Origin of the sequence: Nocardioides sp. SLBN-35 (genome assembly GCF_006715725.1) — a bacterium.
Lineage (GTDB): Bacteria > Actinomycetota > Actinomycetes > Propionibacteriales > Nocardioidaceae > Nocardioides.
Map to the genome: position 1 here is coordinate 1,980,910 of NZ_VFNU01000001.1, position 21,727 is coordinate 2,002,636.

The window sequence follows — 21,727 nt, forward strand, 5'->3', positions numbered from 1 at the left end:
GGGTCCGGTCCCGAGATTGACGAGGGTTCGTCGGGACCCTCATCCCTCCGGGCGACGGGTTCGTGACCCGACAGGGTCGCCCAGGTGAACGCTCGGGGGCGTCCAGCCCGGCGGGCCGAACAGGTAGCCCAGCCGCTCCCGCCAGCCCTGTGCGGCGCGGACGTTGCGCGCGATGGCCGCGTAGTCGCCGTACTCGAGCGTGAGCAGGTCGTAGGTGTCGACCGGCTTCGTCAGCCCGTACGTCGGACGCTGGAGCTCGGGCTGGAAGGTGCCGAACATCCGGTCCCAGACGATCAGGATGCCGGCGTAGTTCTTGTCGAGGTACTCCGGGTCGGAGCCGTGGTGCACGCGGTGGTGCGAGGGGGTGTTGAGGACCAGCTCGATCGGGCGGGGGAGTTGGTCGATGGTCTCGGTGTGCACGAAGAACTGGTAGACGAGGTTGACCGAGAAGGCGACGTAGAGCGTCCACGGCGCGAAGCCGAGGAAGGGCAGCGGCAGCCAGAAGAAGAACTCGAACCAGGGGTTCCACTTCTGTCGCAGCGCGGTCGCGAAGTTCATGTACTCGCTCGAGTGATGGGCCTGGTGGGCCGCCCAGCCGATGTTGACGCGGTGCACGAACCGGTGGTTGCCGTAGTAGGCGAGGTCGAGGCCGACGATGAGCAGCACCCAGTACCACCAGGTGTCGGTGGGCAGGTGGAACGGCGCCAGGTGGGTCGAGATGGCGGAGTAGACGACGAAGGTGCCGACCTTGAACACGGTCAGGAAGAAGATCGAGCCGATCCCCATCGAGATGGAGGTGCGGGCGTCCTTGAGGGAGTAGCCGGTGACGTTGTCGTCGTGGTCGAGCCACTTCAGCGCCGCCAGCTCGACGATGATGCTGAGCACGAAGAACGGCACGGCGTAGGTGACCGGGTTCTTCATGGGGTCGAGCAGGTCGTGCATGGCGGCTCCTTCGAATTGACTCTCGGGTAAGTTACTACGAGGTCAATTCGATTGCTAGGGTGATCCGCATGACTCGCAGCGGCACCAAGGGCGTCGCCCGCGCCGACCGCGAGCAGCAGATCCTCGAGGTCGCCGGCCGGGTCTTCGGCGAGCACGGGTTCGCCGCCACCTCGATGGCCGACGTCGCGCGTGTGGCGGGCATCTCCAAGCCGCTGATCTACAACTACTTCGGCTCCAAGGAGGGCCTCTTCGAACGCTGCCTCGGCGAGGCCTCCGGCCTGCTGATAGCGGAGATCGAGCGGTCCGCCGCGCTCGGTCTGGTCGGCCTGGCCCGCGCCGTCGCGACGCTCGACGGCGTCTTCCGCGTCCTCGACGGCCGCACCTGGGTGTGGCGGGTCGCCAACGACCCGACTGCGCCGCCGGCCGGCGCGCCCGGCGAGCTGATGGGCGCCTACCGCCACCGGATCGAGGAGCTGGCGCGCGAGGGCGTCGGCGAGCTGCTCGCGCTGTCCGGCGACGACGACGCCCTGGACCTCGACGCGATGACCGCGGTGTGGAGCAGCGTCTTCGGCTCCCTCGTGACCTGGTGGTGCGACCACCCGGGGTTGGCGCCCGACGACATGCGGGCCCGCTGCGAGCGGCTGTTCGGGGCCGTGTTCGGTCAGTGATGGACGAGCGCGCTCGCCAACGCACCGGCCATCAGCAGGCCGACCGCGCCGAGCACGACCATGCCGCCGGTGAACCCCGGCGGCGGGCCGCCGGTCCGCATCGCGATCTCGGTGCGGGTCCAGCGGTGCCAGCCGACGCCGAGGGCCACGCCGGCGACGAGCACCAGGCCGAGCGAGAGCAGCAGGCGGGCGGTCAGCGAGAACTCCAGGGCCGGTGAGCTGACGGCGACCGCCCCCGCCACGAGCGCCAGCGACGTACGCACCCAGGCCAGGAACGTGCGCTCGTTGGCCAGGGAGTCGCGGGGCTCGGGGTCCTGCCCGACGCCGTACACGCGGTGGGGGCGGCGACGGGTCCGAGGGATCGCCTCGGGGTGATCGGGTGCGGCCACGGTCACAGCATCTCCTACCCGCCGTCCCACGCCCGGTGGGTGCTGCCGGGAACCGCACCCGGCGCGGTCTAGGCTGACGTGGGCTGACTGAGACGACAGCCCGTCCCCGACTCCAGGAGCAGTACACGTGGCAGCGATCGAAGCCGTCGGAGCCCGCGAGATCCTCGACTCCCGCGGCAACCCCACCGTCGAGGTCGAGGTCCTCCTCGACGACGGTTCCTTCGCCCGGGCAGCCGTGCCCAGCGGCGCGTCCACCGGTGCCTTCGAGGCGGTCGAGCTGCGTGACGGCGGCGACCGCTACGTCGGCAAGGGCGTCCAGAAGGCCGTCGACGCCGTGATCCAGGCGTTGGGCCCGGCCATCGAGGGTCTCGACGCTGCCGACCAGCGGCTGATCGACCAGACCCTGCTCGAGGCCGACGGCACCCCCAACAAGGCCCAGGTCGGTGCCAACGCGATCCTCGGCGTCTCGCTGGCCGTCGCCCGCGCCGCGGCCGACTCGGCCGACCTGCCGCTCTACCGCTACGTCGGTGGCCCCAACGCCCACCTGCTGCCGGTCCCGATGATGAACATCCTCAACGGCGGTGCCCACGCGGACACCAACGTCGACATCCAGGAGTTCATGATCGCGCCGATCGGCGCGCCCACCTTCCGCGAGGCGCTGCGCGTCGGCGCGGAGGTCTACCACGCGCTCAAGTCGGTGCTCAAGGACAAGGGCCTCGCCACCGGCGTCGGCGACGAGGGCGGCTTCGCGCCCGACCTCGAGTCCAACCGCGCCGCGCTCGACCTGATCGCCGAGGCGGTCACCAAGGCCGGCTACGAGCTCGGCAAGGACGTCGTGCTGGCGCTCGACGTCGCGGCGAGCGAGTTCTACGAGGATGGTGGCTACACCTTCGAGGGTGCCAAGAAGTCCGCCGCCGAGATGATCGCCTACTACGCCGACCTGGTCGCGAACTACCCGATCGTCAGCATCGAGGACCCGCTCAACGAGGACGACTGGGACGGCTGGAAGGCGATCACCGACGAGCTCGGCGCCAAGACCCAGCTGGTCGGCGACGACCTCTTCGTCACCAACGTCGAGCGCCTGCAGCGCGGCATCGCGGGCGGCCAGGCCAACGCGATGCTGGTCAAGGTCAACCAGATCGGCTCGCTCACCGAGACCCTCGACGCCGTCGAGCTGGCCCACCGCAGCGGCTACCGCAACATGATGAGCCACCGCTCGGGTGAGACCGAGGACACCACGATCGCCGACCTCGCGGTCGCGACCAACTGCGGCCAGATCAAGACCGGCGCCCCGGCCCGGTCCGAGCGGGTCGCGAAGTACAACCAGCTCCTGCGCATCGAGGACGAGCTCGGCGACGCCGCACGGTACGCCGGCGCCGCGGCCTTCCCGCGCTACCAGGGCTGAGTCCCAGGAGACCGCCGTGGCCGACGACCGCCGTACGTCCCGCAAGCCCGGCCGCCCCGTCTCGGGGCGGTCCGGGCCGCGGTACGCCGAGCGGCTCAAGGCCGAGCGCAAGAAGGCCGCCCGCGAGCGCGAGGCGGCCCTGGTCCGGGCCCGCAAGGAGCACCAGCAGAAGGCGCGGCTGACCAGCCGCGCCGCGATCCTGGTCCTGGTCCTCGCGGTCCTGGCCGTCTCCTACGCGTCCTCGCTGCGGGCCTACCTGCAGCAGCGCGGCAACATCAACGCCCTCGAGGCGCAGATCTCCCAGCGCGAGGCGAAGATCGACGACCTGCGCGACGAGAAGAAGCGCTGGGAGGACCCGGCGTACGTCGCCCAGCAGGCGCGTGCCCGGTTCGGCTACGTCGCCAAGGGCGAGACCCCGTTCGTCGTGGTCGACGCCAATGGCGACCCGCTCGACGCCTCGGCCGCGCTCGGCGACCCCAGCAAGGTCGCCGACCCCGACAAGAGGGTCTGGTACGACGACGTGTGGGACTCGATGAAGATCGCCGGCAACCCGCCCACCAAGGTGCGTGACCCCAAGGACGAGATCAAGGCTCCCAAGGAGGACCTCGAGCAGTGAGCGACGCCATGACCAGCGCGGACGAGGCGGTCATCGCGGCCCAGCTCGGGAGGCCCCCGCGCGGCGTCCACGCGATCGGGCACCGCTGCCCGTGCGGCAACCCCGACGTGGTCGCCACCGAGCCGCGGCTCCCCAACGGGACGCCGTTCCCCACGACGTACTACCTCACCTGCCCGCGGGTGAACTCGAGGATCGGCACGCTCGAGGCGTCCGGCCTGATGCGGGAGATGCAGGACCGGCTCGGCACCGACCCCGAGCTCGCCGCCGCCTACCGCGCCGCCCACGAGGCCTACCTCGCCGACCGCGCCGCCATCGGTACGGCGGGCGGCTTCGACGTCCCCGAGATCGAGGGCATCTCCGCCGGCGGGATGCCCGACCGGGTCAAGTGCCTGCACGTCCTCGCCGGCCACGCGCTCGCGGCCGGCCCGGGCGTCAACCCGCTCGGCGACGAGGTGCTGGAGATCCTCGGCGAGTGGTGGGCCAAGGGGCCGTGCGTGGCTCCGGGAGCCGACGACCCGGATGAGTGAGCCGGTCGCCGCGATCGACTGCGGCACCAACACCATCAAGCTGCTCGTCGGCGACCTGCTCGCGGACCCGGAGGGCGTGCGCCGCGAGAGCCGGATGATCAGGCTCGGCCAGGGCGTCGACGCGACCGGCCGGCTCGCGCCGGAGGCGCTGGAGCGGGCCTGGGTGGCCATCGACGAGATCGCCGGGATCATCCGTGGGGCCGGTGTCGCGCCCGGGCGGATCCGGTTCTGCGCCACCTCCGCGACCCGCGACGCGTCGAACGCCGCTGAGTTCACCGCCGGGGTGCACGCCCGGCTGGGGATCGACCCCGAGGTGCTGTCGGGCGAGGAGGAGGCCCGGCTGGCCTTCGACGGGGCGGTCCGCGGCCTCGCGGCGTCCTCGGTCGAGGTCGGCAGCCCGGCACTGGTCGTCGACATCGGCGGCGGCTCGACCGAGCTGATCCTCGGGGACCCGGCGACCGGTCCGAGCGCCGCCCACTCCATGGACATCGGCTCGGTTCGGCTCCACGAGCGACACGTGCGCCACGACCCGATCACGCCCGAGGAGGTCGCGGCGGTCGTCGCCGACATCGACGCCGCCCTCGACGCGTGCCCGGTCGACCCCGCCGCCGCCCGCACCGTGATCGCCGTCGCCGGCACCAACACCACGATCGCCGCCGGCACGCTGGGCCTCGCCGCCTACGACCGCGACCTGATCCACGCCCGGGTGCTCGCCGTCCCCGAGGTGCTGGCGCAGGTCGACCGGCTGCTCGCGATGACCGTCGCCGAGCGGCGCGACCTGGGCTGGATGCACCCCGGGCGTGCCGACGTGATCGACGCGGGCGCGCTCATCGTGGCCCGCGTGCTGGCCCGCCTCGCGGTCGGCGGCGTGGTCGTCGCCGAGACCGACATCCTCGACGGGATCGCCTGGTCGCTGGTCGCCCAGGCCTGATCCGGCACGCCCGGACCCGGGCGGCTTTATCAGATCTGGCGTCGTTGTTCGGCGTTGTTCTCCGCCCCGACGTGCCCCACCTGCACCAGGAGCATCACTGGCACCAGGGCCGATGTGATCTTCCTGCGGGCGCAGGTCCCCCGGGCGCGATTTCCACGCGGTTCTCGGGTGACAAGCCGGGTGAATTCTCGAATTTTACTTTCGCTCTCGGGGGCATTTTCCGCGCCTGGACAGGCCCCCTTCAGGGCTCCTGGAGGCCGCTGTGGACGGGTCGCCGGGCTGCGCCGCGGGCGTCGTCGTACGTCGCCGCGGGCCGTGCGCGGCCTCCGCCGGCCGGCCCGGTCGGACGTGCTCGCCGGGACCCGTCGCCTCGGGTCACGTCCGGTGGCGTGACATCGGACGGACCTCGGCGTTTGACAGTGGTCGTAGGAACGTTTGCCTAGGATTCCTCTTGATGAGTCACATCGACGCGCGTTGGGCGCACCTGCTGGGGACGGTCGATCCGGCCGTGCTCGGCTCGCGCGTGCGCGCAGCTCGGGTGGCCCAGGGGCTCAGCCAGGCGGACCTGGCCGGGGAGGCCTACTCGGTCGGCTACGTGTCCCGCATCGAGTCCGGCAACCGCCGCCCGACCCTCGCCGCGCTGAGCGTGGTCAGCGAGCGGCTCGGCATGGAGGTCAGCGAACTGCTGGCCGGCGCCTCCGAGGAGGAGGTCGACGAGATCCGGCTCGGCCTGAGCTACGCCGAGCTGGCCCTCGAGAACGGTGAGGCGGTCGACGCCGAGCACCAGGCCCGCGCTGCGCTCGCCCGCGCCGAGGGGGTCTCGCTCGACGAGCTGAAGTCCCGCGGCCGTTTCGTCGTGGCTCGCTCGCTGGAGGCGATGGGCCAGCTCGACGACGCGATCCGCGAGTACGAGGCGCTGCTCGCCGACGTCGACGGGATCGAGGCGATCAAGTGCGGCATCGCGCTGAGCCGCTGCTACCGCGAAGCGGGTGACCTGGCGCTGGCCATCGAGGTCGGCGACCGGATCCGGCCCGACATCGTGGCCAGCGGCCTCGAGCGCACCGACGAGGCAGTGCAGCTCGCGATGACGGTGGCGATGTCCTACATGGGGCGTGGCGACCTGAACCGGGCCACCCGGATCTGCGCCGAGGCGATCGAGCTGGCCGAGGAGATGGCGTCGCCCGCCGCGCGCAGCGCCGCGTACTGGAACGCGAGCATCGCCTACTCCGAGCGCGGCCAGACCCAGCCCGCCCTCACCCTCGCGACCCGCGCGCTCGCGCTGCTGGGTGAGGGCCAGGACACGCGCAACCTCGCCCGGTTGCGGGTCGAGCTCGGCCGGTTGCGGCTCGAGCTCGACGTGCCGGACCCTTCGGGCGCGCTCGTCCAGCTCGAGCGGGCCCACGAGGAGCTGCGCAGCACCAGCGCATCGATGGCAGAGATCGCGTGGGCCGAGGTGGTGCTGGCCCACGCGCTGGTCCTCGACGGCCAGCCCGAGAAAGCGCTCGACGTGGCCATCACCGCCCGCGCGGCCAATCCCGGACAGGTCTCCCTGGGTGCCGCCGAGGCCGCCCTGGCCCACGCGGAGGCGCTCGTCGAGCTCGGCCGCGAGGACGAGGCGCTCACCGTCTGTGGCGAGGCTCGCGACCTGCTCGCCGCCCAGACCGAGGTGGACAGGTGGGTCGCCCAGGCCTGGTGCGAGCTCGCCGAGCTCTACGACGCACTCGGCGACGATGCCGGCGCCCACCGCGCCTTCAAGGCGGCGGCGAGTGCCAGTGGTCTACGTGTGCGCGAACGCGACAGTCGGGCACGGCGTCCTCGCCAGGACGCCGAGCACGGCGTCGCCACGACCTACTGATTCGTCGTCAGCAGCAGCCGCCGGGGCGCGTCGCCATCACGACCGAGCCGTTCGAGGCGGGCGCGCCCAGCGAGACGGCGAGGGTCGCGGCGAGGGCGGCGGCGGTGGCGGCGAGGATCTTGCGAGTCTTCATTTCGGGGTTCTCCTTGTGAGGGGCGTGGCCGGCGTTCTCGGGGCGCCGGCTCACTGTTGCCATTGAGGTTGTCACATCTTGGCAATTTGCGGAACGTCTTCGGGTCAAGCCCGCGTGAGGGGCGGGGCAAGGCGTCGTGGCCGGGAGGACCGCGGGCGTGGGAGCCGGATCCGCCCGGTCGCACGCACCGCGCCGCCGTCCCCGGGCCCGTCCGTGACGAGGCCCGACGGGGCGGCCAGACCTCGTCGACGCGGGCGTCCGGAGCCGTCTCCGGGAGGTCGCCGGCAGGTCGGGATGTGGTCACGCAGCACTGGTGCGCGCAGGCACCCGATCTGATCCGACCGGGTTGTGGAGGGACTTAGGCCCCCCTTGTCGAGGCCGCGCGGAGCCACCTATCGTCCCAAGACGACCCGAGGACCAGCGCCGTGGGTCCGACCGGCTCTCTCGGGCGGATCGCTGTTGTACGAGCGTGGGCACTCCCATATTCCGGAACGTGTGGGGCGTTCCAACCAACTCTCTTGGGGACCCGAAATGACGTCATTGAGCGAGCAACCAGCTCGCGCCACCGAGCTACGGCCCACCGGCCGTGGTGCCAGCACGCAGCCTCGCCACAGCGAGGTCGTCACCGACTCCGACCTTCTCGTCCGCTGCCGCCGCCGTGACTCGGAGGCCTGGAACGAGCTGGTCAGCCGCTACGAGCGACTGGTCTACACCGTCGCCCTGCGCAACGGCCTCGGCGCCGAGGACGCCGCCGACGTCACCCAGGCCACCTTCGTGGCCCTCATCGATGCGCTCGACCGGCTCCGCGACGACGAGAAGCTCGCCTCCTGGCTGATGACCGTCGCCCGCCGGCAGGCCTGGCGCACCCGCAACCTGAGCCGGCGTACGACGCCGGTCGAGGTCACCCCGGACGACGTGAGCGACCCGTTCGCGGACTGGGCCACGACGACGGCGCTCCACGACGCGCTGTCCACCCTCGGCGGCACCTGCCGCGAGCTGCTCCTCGCCCTCTACTTCGAGCCGGAGGCGCCGAGCTACGCCGAGATCGCCGAGCGCTTCGGCCGCTCGATCGGTGGCATCGGCCCCCTGCGCGGCCGGTGCCTCGACAAGCTGCGCGTGATCATGGGGGAGGAGTCATGATGACCGCGCGGCCCACCTTCACCGAGCTGATCGACTGGCTCGACGGCCGGCTCGCCAGCGACGCGGCCGAGGAGCTCGCGTCGTACGTCGCCGTCGGTGACCCCTCGACCCTCGAGAGCGTCGAGTGGATCCTCGAGTTCGTCGACGGGGCGGCCTCGATGCCCCTCGCCCAGCGCCCGCCCGAGCTCGGGTCGCGGCTGCGGGCCGTCTTCGACCAGCTGCACCGGCCCGGGCACGGCCGGGACTGGACCGAGGCGGCGCTGCTCCACGACACCCGCTCCCAGCTCGGTGCCGTCGGCGTGCGCTCCCTCGGCGACGGCGGCGTTCACCTCGCCTTCGACTGCGAGCTCGGCAGGTTCGTGCTGGACGCCACGGCCTCGGCCGTCGGCGAGGTCGACGTGCAGGGGCTGATCATGCTCCCGCCCGGCAGCGGCGGCCTCGACCTCGCGTTCCTCGAGCGCGGCGACCTGCGGCGCGCGGTCCGGTCCACGCCCGACGGCCGGTTCGAGGCCCGCGGCGTGCCCGTCGGGGTCGACGAGCTCTGGCTGACATCGGGACCCGCCCAGGTCCGCGCCACGCTCGACCTCCGTCCCTGACGGCGGGTCGTGAGTCTCGGGAACTGCCTGCCGGCCAGCGCCGGGGGCGACATCGACGACCTCCTGGGTGAGGCGCAGCACTGGCTCCACCGCGACGCGCAGCGCTGCACCGACCTGCTCGACCTGGCCGAGTCCGGCCTGCAGGGCCAGCGTGACGTTGCCCGGACGGCGTCGCTCCACCAGCTGCGCGGCGACCTCGCCGTCGCCGGCGGGGAGCTCGGCGTCGCCGCCAGCGCCTACCGCGCCGCACGCCGCAGCTGGCTCGCCGCGGGCGAGCCGGTCGAGGCCGCCCGGGCCGCGGCCGGCGGGTTCGAGGTGCAGCTGCTGGTCGGCGAGTACGACGCGGCCGAGGCCGGCCTGCTGAGGCTGCAGACCGAGCTCCACCAGGTCACCCGGCGCGACAACCGGGTGTCCCACATCGGTGCGCTCGTCCAGCGCCAGCTCGCCGACGCGAGGGCCGGGCGCGGCGAGTCCGCCGACGCGCTGCGCCAGTACGACGCGGCCGAGAACCTCTTCGCCGCCCTGGCCGACGCCGACAGCATCGCGCGCGTCCAGCACCGCCGCGGGCTCACCGCGCTCGACGCCGGCCTCACCCACAACGCCCTCCTGGAGCTCAACCGCTCCCGGCGGGCCTACGCCGCCTCCGGCCACCACGACCGCGCCGCGTCCGTCGCGATCCGGGTCGCGGAGGCGTACTCCGCGACCGGGCAGGTCGCCCGGGCGCTCGAGGTGCTCGACTGCGTCGTGCCCGACGGGGCCGCGGCCCAGTGGCACGTCGCCTTCCACGCCCTGGTCCGCTCCGGAGCCCTGCTGCGCGCCGGCTTCGCCGCCGAGGCGCACGCCGAGGCCTGCGCGGCCGAGGAGGCCTTCGTGCGGATCGGTGCAGTGGAGTACTCCGCCCGGGCCGCGTTCGCGAGCGCCCAGGCCTCGCTCGGGTGGGGCAGGTGGCGCGCCGCCGCGGCCGAGCTCGAGGTCGCCGAGCGGCTCTTCGGCGAGTGCGGCAGCAGGCACATGGGGCTGCGGACCTGGCTGCTCCGGGCCGAGGTGGCCTGGGCCCTCGGCGACCCCGGCGCCTGTCGCGCCGCCTGCGAGCGGGTCCTCGCGGCCGAGGAGGCCGACACCCCGCCGTCCGTCGGTGTGCAGGCCCGCCTCGCCGCGGCCCGCGCAGCCGACCTGGACACCGCCGTCGCGCTGCTCGACGAGGCGGACCGACGCGCCGCCCAGGTCGGGATCCCCGAGCTGGAGGTCGACGTGCTCGTCGCCCGGGCCCGCCACGAGCGCCGTACCGGCCGGGTCCCTCAGGCCGTCGCGCTGCTGCGCCGCGCGCTGGACGTCGGCCGGGGGTGGGAGCAGCGGCTGGGCCAGCGCGGGAGCGTGGTGTGTCCGTCGCTCACCGCCGCCGGCGAGGAGCTCATCCTGCTGCTGCTCGAGCAGGGCGACCACGCGGGCCGGGTCGAGGCGCTGCGCCGGGCGCGCGCCGCCAAGCGGATCAGGGTGGCGCTGCCGGGGCGCCGTACGGTGGGGGCCGCGGGTGCTCCCGGCGCCGCCGAGCACCAGCGACGGCGACTGGAGGCGGTGCTCTCCGACACGCTCGTCCCCGTCGAGCCCCCGCGGCCGGAGGAGCACGCCGGCGAGGTGCTGCCGCACGTGCCGAGCGGCCTGCTCGTCGAGTTCCACGTCACGGGCGACGACATCGTCGTGTTCGTCGTGCGGGACGGGCACGTGGACGCCCGGGTGCTGACCAGCGCCACGGAGGGCACCCGCCGCCTGGTCAACGCATGGCAGCAGGAGTGCACGCTGATGGCACCGGGCTATCGCGGACCGACCGGGTTCGCGACGTCGGCCGCACTCGACGGCCTCTTCGACCTGCTCCTCGCTCCGGTCGTGGACCTGCTCGACGACCTCGACGACCGGATCCACGTCGTGGGCCACCGACACCTGCACGCCGTCCCCTTCGACGCGCTGCTCGACGAGGTCGGTCCCTGGTACGCGCACCTGGCGCGGCCGGCCGCCCCGCCCGAGCCCGTCGGTACGGCGTCCGTGGCGTCCTCGCTGTCGGCGCTCGTGGTCGCCGTACCCGACGAGAACGCGCCCTCGATCGCCGACGAGGCCGAGATGATCCTGCGCGCACTCCCGGCCGCCGACGCCCTGGTCGGTGCCGGCGCCACCAAGGAGGCACTCGCCGACCGCACGGCCGCGGCCGACGTCGTGCACTTCGCGTGCCACGGCGTCTTCCGCCCCGACGACCCGCTCTCGTCGGGGCTCCGGCTCGCCGACGGCTGGCTGCAGGCCCGTGACGTCGTCGCCGGTGCGGTCCCGCTCGAGGGAGCGGTCGTGGTGCTGAGCGCGTGCTCCTCGGGACGCTCGCCCGACTACACCGCCGAGGAGGTCGGACTGGTGCCGGCCTGCCTCGCGGCGGGTGCGAAGGGCGTGGTCGCGGCGCTGTGGGCGGTCGACGACGAGGTGACCCTGGAGCTGATGACGCACTTCTACCGGGCTCTCGCCCAGGGGACCGCTCCGTCCGTCGCGCTGCGCGTCGCCCGGCGCGCGGTGGCCCGGCGGTTCCCGCACCCGTACTACTGGGGTGGCTTCCGCTACGTGGGGCGGGACTGAGGGTTTTGTGCCGCGTCGTGGATCAAACGCCCGGGTGCGCGCACTAGTGACACGTGTCCAGTCGATCCGAAGACGAGGGCGGGCTGCGGGCCGGGCCCGACCAGCACGCCGCGACCCTGCGTGCCACCCGTGAGGCCCACCGCGACGCCCAGGCGATCCTCGCGCTGGCCGGCCAGGTGCGCGACGAGGCCAGCCAGGCAGCCGAGTCCATCGTGCTCGAGGCGCGCGACGCCGCCGAGCGCACCCGCGTGGAGGTCGCCGAGTGGGCGGCCGAACGGCGGCTCAAGGTCGACGCCCTCGTCGCCGACCTCGCGGAGGCGGCCGCGCTCGACGCCGACGTGATCCGCGCGGAGGCACTGCGCACCTCGATGACCGAGGCCGAGGAGACCGCCCGGCACTACGTCGCCGACGCGACCACGCGGGCCGAGCACACCGCGAGCGAGATCAGGTCCGAGGCGCGCCTGGTCCTCGAACGCGCCACCGAGCTGTGCGACGAGGTGACCGAGGCGATCGCCGACCTCACCTGGGCCGCGGCGGCCGTCTCGTCCCGGCTCGAGGGTGCCCGTGCGCGGATGGCCGACGTACTCGCCGAGCACCCGGTGCCCGATCCGGAGGCCGGCGACGGGGAGGAGCCCGACGGGCTGGGATGATGGGCAGGTGAGCACAGACCTGCACGCCGTCACCGTTCTCGGGCCCGACCGGCCCGGCATCATCGCTGCCACGACGGCCGGCCTCGCAGAGCTCGGGCTCAACATCGAGGACTCCACGATGACCCTGCTGCGGGGGCACTTCGCGATGATGCTGCTGTGCCGCGGCGGCTCGGACGCGGCCGCCATCGAACGGGCCCTCGCCCCGCTCGCCGCCGGCGACCTCGACGTCGCCGTACGTCCCGTCACCGACCGGCCCATGCCCGCCGCCGGTGGCACCGCGTGGGTGCTCACCGTCCACGGTGGCGACCGATCGGGCATCGTGTCGGCCGTCGTCGCCGAGGTCGCCGCGGCCGGCGGCAACATCACCGACCTCACCACCCGCCTCGCCGGCGACCTCTACCTGCTCGTCGCCGAGCTCGACCTGCCGGCCGACGCCGACGTCGCCGCCGTCGAGGTCGCCATCCGCGCCTGCGCCGAGCGGGTCGGCGTCACCGCCACCCTGCGCCCCGCCGAGGCCGACGAGCTGTGAACCTCGACGCCGGCAGCGCGCGGGTCGCGGGCTGGTCCGAGACCGAGCTCGGGGTCGAGGGCCGGGTGCGGGCCGTCGTACGCGCTCCGGAGGGGGTGCTCTCGGCCCGCGGCGCCGACGTCGACCCGACCGCCGCCGACATCGTCCAGCTCGCCGCGGACCTCGTCGCCACCATGCGGGTCAGCCCGGGCTGCGTCGGCCTCGCGGCCAACCAGGTCGGCGTGGGCGTGCGGATGTTCTGCGTCGACGTCACCGAGCACCCCAAGACCCGCACGCAACACGGCACCTTCGTGCTGTGCAACGCCGAGGTCGTCGAGTCCAGTCGCAACGAGAAGGCCCGCGAGGGCTGTATGAGCGTCCCCGACCTCACCGGCGACGTGAAGCGCGCCTCGCGCCTGACCGTCCGCGGCCTGCTGCCGGGCAGCGGCGAGCCGGTGTCGTTCGCGACCGATGCGTTCGAGGCACGGGCGCTGCAGCACGAGATCGACCACACCGACGGGTTCCTGTTCCTCGACCGGGTGGCCGGTGCGCACGCGATCTATCCTCGCCAGACCTACCTGTAGGTCCGCCCCGCAGGTATCGCCCCCGTATCCCAATGGCAGAGGAAGCCCCCTTAAAAGGGGCGCAGTCTGGGTTCGAGTCCCAGCGGGGGCACCCTTCTGCTCAGAGCAGAACTCTCCACGGACACCCCGGGCGGGCCGCTCGGCCGACCTACGATGAGGCATGGCCGAGGAGCAGAACGCGGCGGAGCCGCTGTGGCGGGACCTGGTGGGACGACGGCTGCGCGACCTGCGCCGCGAGCGCGGCGAGACGCTGACCGAGACCGCGGGCCGGGCCGGCATCTCGCCGCAGTACCTCTCGGAGATCGAGCGCGGCATCAAGGAGCCGAGCAGCGAGATGATCGCCGCCGTCCTCGGCGCCCTCGGTACGACGCTGCTCGACCTCACCACCTCCGTCGCCGGCGACCTGCAGCCGCTCGTCGCGCCGGCCGCGGTCGGCGGCGCCTACGCCCTGGCGCTCGCCGCCTGACCCGTCGCCCCGGTGATCATCGCGGGTCCGCGCTCCTCGATCAGGTGGTCGATCAGCCCGTACTCCCGCGCACCGGCCGCCGTGAACACCCGGTCGTGGTCGGTGTCGGCGCGCAGCGTCGCGGTGTCCTGGCCGGTGTGCCGCGACAGGATCTGCTCGATGTCGGCGCGCACCCGCACCACCTCGTCGGCCTGCAGGATCAGGTCGGGGATGGCGCCGCGGCCCTGGGCGGCCGGCTGGTGCAGGACGACCCGGGCGTGGGGGAGCGCGGACCGCTTGCCGGCCGCGCCCGATGCCAGCAGCACCGCGCCGACCGCGATCGCCTGACCGATGCAGGTGGTGGCGACCTGCGGCCGGATGAACTGCATGGTGTCGTGCACGGCCAGCATCGCGCTCGGGTCGCCGCCCTCGCAGTTGATGTAGAGCTGGATGTCGCGGTCCGGGTTGTCGGCCTCGAGGTGGAGCAGCTGCGCGACCAGTGAGTTCGCGACCCCGGCGTCGATCGCAGTGCCGAGGTAGACCACCCGCTCGGTCAGCAGGTGTGAGTAGACGTCCATGATCCGCTCGCCGCGCGGGTGCTGGGCGATCACATTGGGCACGAGGTAGCTGTTCACCGGGGAACCCCCAGACCCAGGGGCGCACGCCGGGGCGGCACCAGGACGTCGTACGACGTCACGATCTCGTCGACGAAGCCGTAGTCCAGCGCCTGCTGGGCGGAGTACCACCGGTCGTGCAGCGAGTCCTCGAAGACCCGCGCCAGCGGCTGCCCGGTGTCCTCGGCGATCAGGGCCAGCACCGTGTCGCGGGTCTGGCGCAGGTCCTGTGCCTGGAGCTCGATGTCGACCGCGGTGCCCCCGATACCGGCGGACCCTTGGTGCATGAGGACCCGCGCGTGGGGCAGGGCCCGGCGCTTGCCGCGGGTGCCCGAGGAGAGCAGGAACTGCCCGGCGCTGCACGCGATGCCGAGCGCGAGTGTCGCGACGTCGCACGGCACCAGCCGCATCACGTCGCGGATCGCGAGCATCGCTGGCACCGAGCCGCCGGGGGAGTGGATCCACAGCGCGATGTCGGCGCCGGGGTCGTCGGCGGCGAGCGCCACCAGCTGGCTGGCCAGCAGCACTCCGTTGTCGTCGTCGAGGGGACCGTCGAGCACCAGCACGCGCTGCTGGAGCAGCTCGCGTCGTACTCGGTCGTCGAAGGTGCGAGGTCGGTTGTCGTCGCTCATGACCCCCACTGTCGGCGGCCGTCGCCAGCCGGAGAAGGCGGATCCGCCCACGGCAGCAGGGCGCTGCTCACAGCAGCGCTTGACTTCATGTCCACCTGAAGCGGGACAGTGTTCGCATGCACCGTCACGAGCACCACCACGACCAGACCCTCGCCGAGCTGCGGGACGCGCTGACCGCCGGCTTCTGGGATGAGAGGTACGGCGGCACCGACCGCGTCTGGAGCGGGAGGCCCAACCAGCGGCTGGTCGAGCAGACGGCCGACCTGACGCCGGGCACCGCACTCGACGTGGCCTGCGGCGAGGGCGGCGACGCCGTGTGGCTCGCGAAGCAGGGTTGGCACGTGACCGCCGTCGACGTCTCCGAGGTCGCGCTGGCCAAGGTCGCGGCGCACGCGGAGGACGAGGGCGTCGGCGACCGGACCAAGGTCGGCTTCTACGACGCGCTCGCCGACCCGCGGCCCGCGGGCCACCACAGGTTCGACCTGGTGACGGTCAGCTTCCTGCACGTCCCTCAGCCGGACTTCGCCACGATCTACCGGGGGATCGCCGAGGCGGTCGCGCCCGGCGGCCGGCTGCTGGTGACCGCCCACCACCCCGACGACGTCACCACGGGCGCCCGCCACGACCACGGCCCGGGCCTGATGTTCGAGCCGGACCGGGTGCTCGGGGCGCTCGGCGCCGACCAGCCGGACAGCGTGTGGGAGGTCGAGGTCGCCGACACGCCCGTGCGGGAGCAGGCGACCCCCGACGGTCCGCTGCTCGTGCGCGACACCGTGGTGCGGCTGCGTCGTCGTACCTGATCTGCAGGTTGGGGAACCTTCCTCGGTTGTCGTACGTTGCACCGACATCGAGACACCTAGAATGTAGGTGGAGGGCAGCCACCCTGGCCGCCCGGCAGACTCGCAAGCCTGCGGAGGAGACCATGCAGAGCAACAACCCGGTGTTCCGGCGCTCGGAGGAGTTCAACCGCTCCGGAGCCGCCGCCTACCAGGGCTTCGGCGAGCCGCAGCAGTACGGCGGCTACGCCCAGCCCGGCTACCCGGCGCCCGAGGCCCCCGCCCGCCAGGGCCGGATGACCATCGACTCGGTCGTCCAGTCCACCGGCATCACCCTCGGCATCACGATCCTCGCCGCGGCCGCGACGTGGTTCCTCACGCCAGACCTCGACAACGCCGACGCGGTCGGCACGCTGTCCGGCATCATGATCGTCGGCGCCGGCGCGGCCTTCATCCTCTCGCTGGTCAACTCCTTCAAGCGGGTGATCAGCCCCGGCCTGGTCATGGCGTTCGCGCTGGCCGAGGGTGTCGCCCTCGGTGGCCTGAGCAAGCTGTACGACGCGGTCTACGGTGCGGACTCGTCCGGCATGGGCGGCATCGTCGTCCAGGCCGTCATCGGGACCTTCGCCGCCTTCGGTGGCACGCTCGCGGCGTACAAGTTCTTCGACATCAAGGTCGGCCAGAAGTTCCGCACCTTCGTGATCGCGGCCATGTTCGGCATGGTGGCGCTCAGCCTCATGGAGCTCGTGCTCGGCCTGTTCGGCGGCGGCGTCGGGCTCTTCGAGAACGGCACCCTCGGCCTGGTCTTCGCCATCGGCGGCCTGGTCCTCGGTGTGTTCATGCTGATCCTCGACTTCGACTTCGTCGAGCAGGGCATCCGCAACGGTCTTCCGGAGCGCGAGTCGTGGCGGGCCTCCTTCGGGCTGCTCGTCAGCCTGGTCTGGATCTACACCAACCTGCTCCGGATCCTCGCGATCCTCCAGCAGGACTGATCGGTCCGGCGCGCCCGCGTCGTACGACGGCCCCGGCTCCACCTCGGTGGGGACCGGGGCCGTCGTGTTTTTCGGTTCAACTACCGAATTCGTCGTGTTCGAGCGTCCTGCGCAGCAAATTCGGTAGTTGAACCGACCCGACCCGACCCGACCGCCGGGGATCAGGCGACCTGACGCCGGAGCCAGATCCTCCGGTCCTCGTCATCGAGGGCCCGACGGGCGGCGACGGTCGAGGTGTCGGTCCACCACCAGGGCTGGTCGAGCGTCCACGCTCGATGCGGGTGCTCACGACATCGCCGAGCGGCGCGTTCGTACGCCGCCGCCAGCCTCCGGTCGAAGGAGCGCAGGTCGCGCAGGTCCCTCGACAGCATCGTCACCACTTCGAGTCCGAGGTCGCGGCACAGTTCCTCGACGTCGAGGTCGCGACGTCGTACCTGTGTGCGCTCGTGGATCACCCCGTCGTACTGACCGACCACTCCGGCCTCCGCGTCGAGGAGATCGGGCGTGAACAAGTGGTTGCCGAGGCCGTCGAAGATCGGTGGGTTGCAGCGTGGCGAACGCCCAGGACGTTGCTGCCGCCATCGGGTCAGCAGGGTGACCTCCTGGGGAGACCAGATGTTCTCGTCGGACAGGTCGATCGCCTCGTTGAGACGACGGGTGTGCGGACGCCCTTTGATGCGGGCCGCGTAGGACCGGATCTCCGAGAGGCTGGCGAGGTCGTCGGCCATCGCCATGCAGATGATGCGAAGGGTGTCCTCGAGGGATGTCGCGCGGAGGGCCGCCGTACAGATGGATCGCTCGGCGCGCGTGATCGGCAGACCATCGACGTGGACGATGTCGCCGTCGAACAGCCAGTCGCGATGGAGCTGGACTCCGGCACGAGGAGCAAGGTGGACGGTGTCGCCGATCGCCAGCGGCACGGGGAGTGGATCGCCGCGAGCGGTGCGTCCGGTGAACCATCGAGCGCGCTGCCAGTGCAGGGCTGCCCATCCAGTGGCGCCCGAGCCCTCGGGCGCTCCGGCCACTGCCTCGACGATGCGCTGGAACTCGTCGTCGGCGGGCACGTCGGAGGGAACGAACAGCCCGGCGCCCGGCGTACGACGCCAGCGCGGTCCACGCGCCCGTCCTGGTGTCGGGCCGTCGATCCCCAGCGGATCGACCGGTACCGGGACCACGACACCTCGACGCTCGATGTGCAACTCCATCGAGCCAGCATCTGTGCTCCGGCCGACAAGCGGGCAGCCTCTCCACAGGGCAGCTCGGGGATGGGCGGTTCAACTACCGAATTCGTTCCGAAACCGCGTCCGGCCCTGCAAATTCGGTAGTTGAACCGAACCCACCCGAGCCGTCCACCCCAACCGGGTCATACAGATGTGAGGCGTCAGGCCGGGTCGGGCGCGCTCTCGTGCGCCTCGGGCGCCTCACCGGGCACGTGGCGGCGCGAGCGGCGGTGGCGCAGCTCGACCCACAGGCCGCGTACGCCGGCCCGGCGGCCGCCGACCTCGGTGCCGCCCAGCTCGGTGCCGGGCTCGTTGACCGCCTGGAGCGCGGCGCGGGTGACGGGCAGGACGCCCTCGCCGCGGAAGGCCTCGAGTCCCGGCTCCTCGGGAGCCGGCTCGAGCGCCGCCAGCACCGACGGCACCAGGACGCCCGCGAGCGCCCGGTAGCCCTCGGCGGAGGGGTGGAACTGGTCGGGGCCGAACAGCAGGGCGGGGGCGGCGGCGAACTCCGGACCGAGGATGTCGCCGAGCGACACGGTCCGGCCGCCCTCCTCGACGACCGCGATGGTCTGCGCGGCGGCGAGCCGGCGCGACCAGGCCCGCGCGACCTGACGCAGCGGGGGAGCGATCGGCTGGATGGTGCCGAGGTCGGGGCAGGTGCCGACGACCACGGTGGCGCCCGAGCCGATCAGCCGCCGTACGCCGTCGGCGAGCGCCCGTACGGACTGCGAGGGCCGCACCGTGTGGGTGACGTCGTTGCCGCCGATCAGGATGACCGCGACCTCGGGCTCGATGGGCAGCGCCCGGTCGACCTGGGCGGCGAGGTCGGAGGACTTGGCGCCGACCACGCAGAACTCGCGCACGTAGACACGCCGGTCGGCGTGCTCGGCCACGGCAGTTCCGATCAGCGCGCCCGGCGTGTCCTCGACCCTTTCGACGCCGTACCCCGCCGCGCTGGAGTCGCCGAGCACGGCGATCCGGATGGCGGGTCCGGGGCGGCCGCGGCCGTACCAACCGGTCGCGTCCGGCGGCGGCTCGTCGCGCGCGGGGCCGATGGTCCGGCGCGCCAGCTTGGCCTCGGCGCTCAGCACGCCGTAGAGCCCGGCGCCCAGGGCGGACAGCCCGCCCCCGCCGTACAGCGCGGCGGCGGCGAGCTTGCGGGCTGCGGACGCCTTGCTCACGGCCCCCACCCTACGGAGACACCGATACGGTGTTCGCATGGAGTACGTCGAGTCCCTGCTGGAGCTGATCGGCAACACCCCGCTGGTCCGGCTCAACCGTTCCCTCGACCTGCCCGCCGACGGACCGTTGGTGCTGGCCAAGGTGGAGTACCTCAACCCCGGCGGTTCGGTGAAGGACCGCATCGCCACCCGGATGATCGAGGCCGCCGAGGAATCCGGCGCCCTGCAGCCCGGCGGCACGATCGTCGAGCCGACGTCCGGCAACACCGGTGTCGGCCTGGCGATGGTGGCCCAGCAGAAGGGCTACAAGTGCATCTTCGTGTGCCCCGACAAGGTCAGTGAGGACAAGCGCAACGTCCTCAAGGCGTACGGCGCCGAGGTGGTCGTGTGCCCCACGGCCGTCGCGCCCGAGCACCCCGACTCCTACTACAACGTGTCCGACCGGCTGGCCAGCCAGCCGGGGGCGTGGAAGCCCGACCAGTACTCCAACCCCCACAACCCCCGCTCCCACTACGAGGAGACCGGCCCCGAGGTGTGGCGCCAGACCGAGGGGCGGATCACCCACTTCGTCGCCGGCGTCGGCACCGGCGGCACCATCTCCGGCATCGGCCGCTACCTCAAGGAGCAGAACGGGGACGTCCAGGTCGTCGGCGCCGACCCGGCCGGCTCGGTCTACAGCGGCGGCACCGGCCGCCCCTACCTCGTCGAGGGCGTCGGCGAGGACTTCTGGCCCGAGACCTACGACCGCGACGTGGCCGACCGGATCATCGAGGTCTCCGACGCCGACTCGTTCGCCTTCACCCGCCGCCTGGCCCGCGAGGAGCAGATGCTCGTCGGCGGCTCGTCCGGCATGGCCGCGTTCGCCGCGCGTCAGCTCGCGCAGGAGCTCGCCGCCGAGGGGAGGAACGACGCCGTGATCGTCGTGCTGCTGCCCGACTCGGGCCGCGGCTACCTCAGCAAGGTGTTCAACGACGACTGGCTGGCCCAGTACGGCTTCAGCACCGGCCAGCCGCGCCCGGCCCAGACGGTCGGCGAGGTGCTGCGCGGCAAGTCCCAGGGCATGCCGGCCCTCGTGCACACCCACCCCAACGAGACCATCGCCGAGGCCGTCCAGATCCTCCAGGAGTACGGCGTCTCGCAGATGCCGGTCGTACGCGCCGAGCCGCCGATCGTGGCTGCCGAGGTCGCCGGCTCGGTCTCCGAGCGGGCGCTGCTCGACGCGCTGTTCACCGGGAAGGCCAAGCTGACCGACTCGGTCGAGCAGCACATGTCGGCCGCGCTGCCGACCATCGGCTCCACCGAGGACGCGACGGCCGCCGTACCCCTGCTCGAGTCGGCGGACGCGGTGCTGGTCCACGAGGACGGCAAGCCGGTCGGGGTGCTCACCCGCCACGACCTGCTCAACTTCCTCGCGCGTGGCTGACGCAGCCGACCTGACCGGGCTGGTCCGTGCGGCGACGCCGGAGGACGTCCCCGACGTCCTCCGGCTGATCCGTGCGCTCGCCGAGTACGAGCGCGAGCCGGACGCGGTCGAGACCACCGAGGAGGACCTGCGGCGCTGGCTGTTCGGGCCCGACCCGGTGGCGAGCGTGCTGGTGGCCGAGGACGGCACTCCGGCTCGCGCAGTCGTCGGGATGGCCCTGTGGTTCCGCACCTACTCGACCTGGACGGGCACCCCGGGGATCTACCTCGAGGACCTCTTCGTCCAGCCCGACCAGCGGGGCAGCGGCCTGGGCAAGGCGCTGCTGACCGCGCTGGCCCGGGTCGCCGTCGCGCGCGGCTACCGCCGCGTCGAGTGGGCGGTGCTGGACTGGAACACCCCGTCGATCGAGTTCTACGAGTCGCTCGGCGCGCACCCGATGGACGAGTGGACGACCTACCGGCTGACCGGTGAGGCGCTCGAGGAGCTGGGTCAGTGACGCTCCTCCAGGCCCACGGCCTCGCGTAGCCGTCGGACCGACTCGTCCAGCTCCGCGGAGCCACCGGACTGGTGGACCATGAGGTCCGAGAGGGCCTCGGCGATCACGTTCAGCTTCTCCTGCGAGGCCTCCTCGCCCCGGCGGCCGGCGTTCTCGAGGAGCACCAGGAGCATCAGCGAGAGGATCGAGGAGCCGGTGTGCAGGCCGAGCTCCCACTTCGTGGTGCTGCCCCAGAAGGGCTTGCTGAGCGCCCACAGCAGGAGCGCCACGACGATCACGCCGAAGAAGGGCGCCCTGCTGATCCGGTGGTTGATCGCGTCGACGAACTTCTCGAACCCGCGCGGTCCGTTGGTGCTGTGCCGGGACTTCGCTGCCGGGTTCTCCTCCATGA

Annotated in this window: 25 protein-coding genes and 1 tRNA gene; 18 read left to right on the forward strand and 8 right to left on the reverse strand. The window is 72.6% G+C overall.

What is annotated here, in order from left to right; all coding sequences use genetic code 11:
- Positions 1-39: 39 nt before the first annotated feature.
- Positions 40-942, reverse strand: a complete 903-nt coding sequence (locus tag FBY23_RS09620; protein ID WP_141797940.1) for a sterol desaturase family protein — start codon at positions 940-942, stop codon at positions 40-42.
- A 68-nt stretch (positions 943-1,010) separates the two neighbouring features.
- On the opposite strand from FBY23_RS09620, the gene FBY23_RS09625 reads away from it, so the two are divergent.
- Positions 1,011-1,610, forward strand: a complete 600-nt coding sequence (locus FBY23_RS09625) for a TetR/AcrR family transcriptional regulator (RefSeq protein WP_141797941.1) — start codon at positions 1,011-1,013, stop codon at positions 1,608-1,610.
- Here the strand turns inward: FBY23_RS09625 and FBY23_RS09630 are convergent.
- On the reverse strand, positions 1,604-1,999 hold the full coding sequence (locus FBY23_RS09630) for a YidH family protein (RefSeq protein WP_260805863.1): 396 nt from the start codon (positions 1,997-1,999) through the stop codon (positions 1,604-1,606). The two genes, FBY23_RS09625 and FBY23_RS09630, sit on opposite strands and share 7 nt — an antisense overlap.
- A 127-nt stretch (positions 2,000-2,126) precedes the next feature.
- Here FBY23_RS09630 and eno point away from each other — a divergent pair, with 127 nt between their 5' ends.
- The 5 genes from eno (at position 2,127) to FBY23_RS09655 (ending at position 7,333) form a co-directional block, all read left to right on the forward strand.
- Positions 2,127-3,404: a phosphopyruvate hydratase gene (gene eno, locus FBY23_RS09635; RefSeq protein WP_141797942.1), complete on the forward strand. Its 1,278-nt coding sequence runs from the start codon at positions 2,127-2,129 to the stop codon at positions 3,402-3,404.
- Between the two features lie 16 nt (positions 3,405-3,420).
- A complete protein-coding gene (locus tag FBY23_RS09640) occupies positions 3,421-4,020 on the forward strand; it encodes a septum formation initiator family protein (RefSeq protein ID WP_141797943.1) in 600 nt (199 codons plus the stop codon).
- Positions 4,017-4,547 carry a DUF501 domain-containing protein gene (locus FBY23_RS09645; RefSeq protein WP_396954468.1) on the forward strand — a complete coding sequence of 177 codons (531 nt, stop codon included), beginning with the start codon at positions 4,017-4,019 and terminating at the stop codon, positions 4,545-4,547. The genes FBY23_RS09640 and FBY23_RS09645 overlap by 4 nt, the downstream gene beginning before the upstream one ends.
- The gene (locus FBY23_RS09650; protein WP_141797944.1) at positions 4,540-5,478 is read left to right on the forward strand and encodes an exopolyphosphatase; all 939 of its coding nucleotides are present in this window, start codon (positions 4,540-4,542) and stop codon (positions 5,476-5,478) included. Before FBY23_RS09645 ends, FBY23_RS09650 begins: the two co-directional genes overlap by 8 nt.
- A gap of 454 nt (positions 5,479-5,932) precedes the next feature.
- Entirely contained in the window at positions 5,933-7,333 is a 1,401-nt protein-coding gene (locus FBY23_RS09655) for a helix-turn-helix domain-containing protein (protein WP_141797945.1), read from the forward strand.
- Positions 7,334-7,340: 7 nt separating this feature from the next.
- Here FBY23_RS09655 and FBY23_RS26640 read toward each other — a convergent pair whose 3' ends face one another.
- Complete coding sequence (locus FBY23_RS26640) at positions 7,341-7,466, reverse strand: hypothetical protein (RefSeq protein ID WP_260805864.1); 126 nt, start codon at positions 7,464-7,466, stop codon at positions 7,341-7,343.
- 531 nt (positions 7,467-7,997) lie between these two features.
- On the opposite strand from FBY23_RS26640, the gene FBY23_RS09660 reads away from it, so the two are divergent.
- The 8 genes from FBY23_RS09660 (at position 7,998) to FBY23_RS09695 (ending at position 14,023) form a co-directional block, all read left to right on the forward strand.
- Complete coding sequence (locus FBY23_RS09660) at positions 7,998-8,606, forward strand: RNA polymerase sigma factor (RefSeq protein ID WP_141797946.1); 609 nt, start codon at positions 7,998-8,000, stop codon at positions 8,604-8,606.
- Positions 8,606-9,202, forward strand: coding sequence for a hypothetical protein (locus FBY23_RS09665; protein WP_141797947.1), 597 nt, complete (start codon positions 8,606-8,608; stop codon positions 9,200-9,202). Before FBY23_RS09660 ends, FBY23_RS09665 begins: the two co-directional genes overlap by 1 nt.
- Positions 9,203-9,211: 9 nt before the next feature.
- Positions 9,212-11,815 carry a CHAT domain-containing protein gene (locus FBY23_RS09670; protein ID WP_141797948.1) on the forward strand — a complete coding sequence of 868 codons (2,604 nt, stop codon included), beginning with the start codon at positions 9,212-9,214 and terminating at the stop codon, positions 11,813-11,815.
- 53 nt (positions 11,816-11,868) lie between these two features.
- Positions 11,869-12,465 carry a hypothetical protein gene (locus FBY23_RS09675; protein ID WP_141797949.1) on the forward strand — a complete coding sequence of 199 codons (597 nt, stop codon included), beginning with the start codon at positions 11,869-11,871 and terminating at the stop codon, positions 12,463-12,465.
- A 7-nt stretch (positions 12,466-12,472) separates the two neighbouring features.
- The gene (locus FBY23_RS09680; protein WP_222117778.1) at positions 12,473-12,994 is read left to right on the forward strand and encodes a glycine cleavage system protein R; all 522 of its coding nucleotides are present in this window, start codon (positions 12,473-12,475) and stop codon (positions 12,992-12,994) included.
- Positions 12,991-13,557 (forward strand): peptide deformylase, encoded by a 567-nt coding sequence (locus FBY23_RS09685; RefSeq protein WP_141797950.1) that lies wholly within the window; start codon positions 12,991-12,993, stop codon positions 13,555-13,557. Before FBY23_RS09680 ends, FBY23_RS09685 begins: the two co-directional genes overlap by 4 nt.
- An 18-nt stretch (positions 13,558-13,575) precedes the next feature.
- Positions 13,576-13,648 (forward strand) — tRNA-Leu (locus FBY23_RS09690).
- A gap of 69 nt (positions 13,649-13,717) precedes the next feature.
- Positions 13,718-14,023, forward strand: coding sequence for a helix-turn-helix domain-containing protein (locus FBY23_RS09695; RefSeq protein WP_141797951.1), 306 nt, complete (start codon positions 13,718-13,720; stop codon positions 14,021-14,023).
- On the opposite strand, the gene FBY23_RS09700 is transcribed toward FBY23_RS09695, so the two are convergent.
- Together FBY23_RS09700 and FBY23_RS09705 are read right to left on the reverse strand one after the other, a co-directional pair.
- Complete coding sequence (locus FBY23_RS09700) at positions 13,999-14,637, reverse strand: ClpP family protease (protein WP_141797952.1); 639 nt, start codon at positions 14,635-14,637, stop codon at positions 13,999-14,001. The genes FBY23_RS09695 and FBY23_RS09700 overlap by 25 nt on opposite strands.
- On the reverse strand, positions 14,634-15,248 hold the full coding sequence (locus FBY23_RS09705) for a ClpP family protease (protein ID WP_141797953.1): 615 nt from the start codon (positions 15,246-15,248) through the stop codon (positions 14,634-14,636). The genes FBY23_RS09700 and FBY23_RS09705 overlap by 4 nt, the downstream gene beginning before the upstream one ends.
- 116 nt (positions 15,249-15,364) lie before the next feature.
- On the opposite strand from FBY23_RS09705, the gene FBY23_RS09710 reads away from it, so the two are divergent.
- Positions 15,365-16,048 carry a bifunctional 2-polyprenyl-6-hydroxyphenol methylase/3-demethylubiquinol 3-O-methyltransferase UbiG gene (locus tag FBY23_RS09710; protein ID WP_141797954.1) on the forward strand — a complete coding sequence of 228 codons (684 nt, stop codon included), beginning with the start codon at positions 15,365-15,367 and terminating at the stop codon, positions 16,046-16,048.
- Between the two features lie 122 nt (positions 16,049-16,170).
- Positions 16,171-17,016: a Bax inhibitor-1/YccA family protein gene (locus FBY23_RS09715; protein WP_141797955.1), complete on the forward strand. Its 846-nt coding sequence runs from the start codon at positions 16,171-16,173 to the stop codon at positions 17,014-17,016.
- 161 nt (positions 17,017-17,177) lie between these two features.
- On the opposite strand, the gene FBY23_RS09720 is transcribed toward FBY23_RS09715, so the two are convergent.
- Positions 17,178-18,221, reverse strand: coding sequence for a hypothetical protein (locus FBY23_RS09720; RefSeq protein ID WP_141797956.1), 1,044 nt, complete (start codon positions 18,219-18,221; stop codon positions 17,178-17,180).
- Between the two features lie 176 nt (positions 18,222-18,397).
- The gene (locus tag FBY23_RS09725; RefSeq protein WP_141797957.1) at positions 18,398-19,417 is read right to left on the reverse strand and encodes an SGNH/GDSL hydrolase family protein; all 1,020 of its coding nucleotides are present in this window, start codon (positions 19,415-19,417) and stop codon (positions 18,398-18,400) included.
- A gap of 37 nt (positions 19,418-19,454) precedes the next feature.
- Here FBY23_RS09725 and FBY23_RS09730 point away from each other — a divergent pair, with 37 nt between their 5' ends.
- Positions 19,455-20,840, forward strand: coding sequence for a cystathionine beta-synthase (locus FBY23_RS09730; RefSeq protein ID WP_141797958.1), 1,386 nt, complete (start codon positions 19,455-19,457; stop codon positions 20,838-20,840).
- The gene (locus tag FBY23_RS09735) at positions 20,833-21,336 is read left to right on the forward strand and encodes a GNAT family N-acetyltransferase (RefSeq protein ID WP_260805871.1); all 504 of its coding nucleotides are present in this window, start codon (positions 20,833-20,835) and stop codon (positions 21,334-21,336) included. The genes FBY23_RS09730 and FBY23_RS09735 overlap by 8 nt, the downstream gene beginning before the upstream one ends.
- Here FBY23_RS09735 and FBY23_RS09740 read toward each other — a convergent pair.
- Positions 21,330-21,725 (reverse strand): low affinity iron permease family protein, encoded by a 396-nt coding sequence (locus FBY23_RS09740; RefSeq protein ID WP_141797959.1) that lies wholly within the window; start codon positions 21,723-21,725, stop codon positions 21,330-21,332. The genes FBY23_RS09735 and FBY23_RS09740 overlap by 7 nt on opposite strands.
- Positions 21,726-21,727 lie beyond the last annotated feature (2 nt).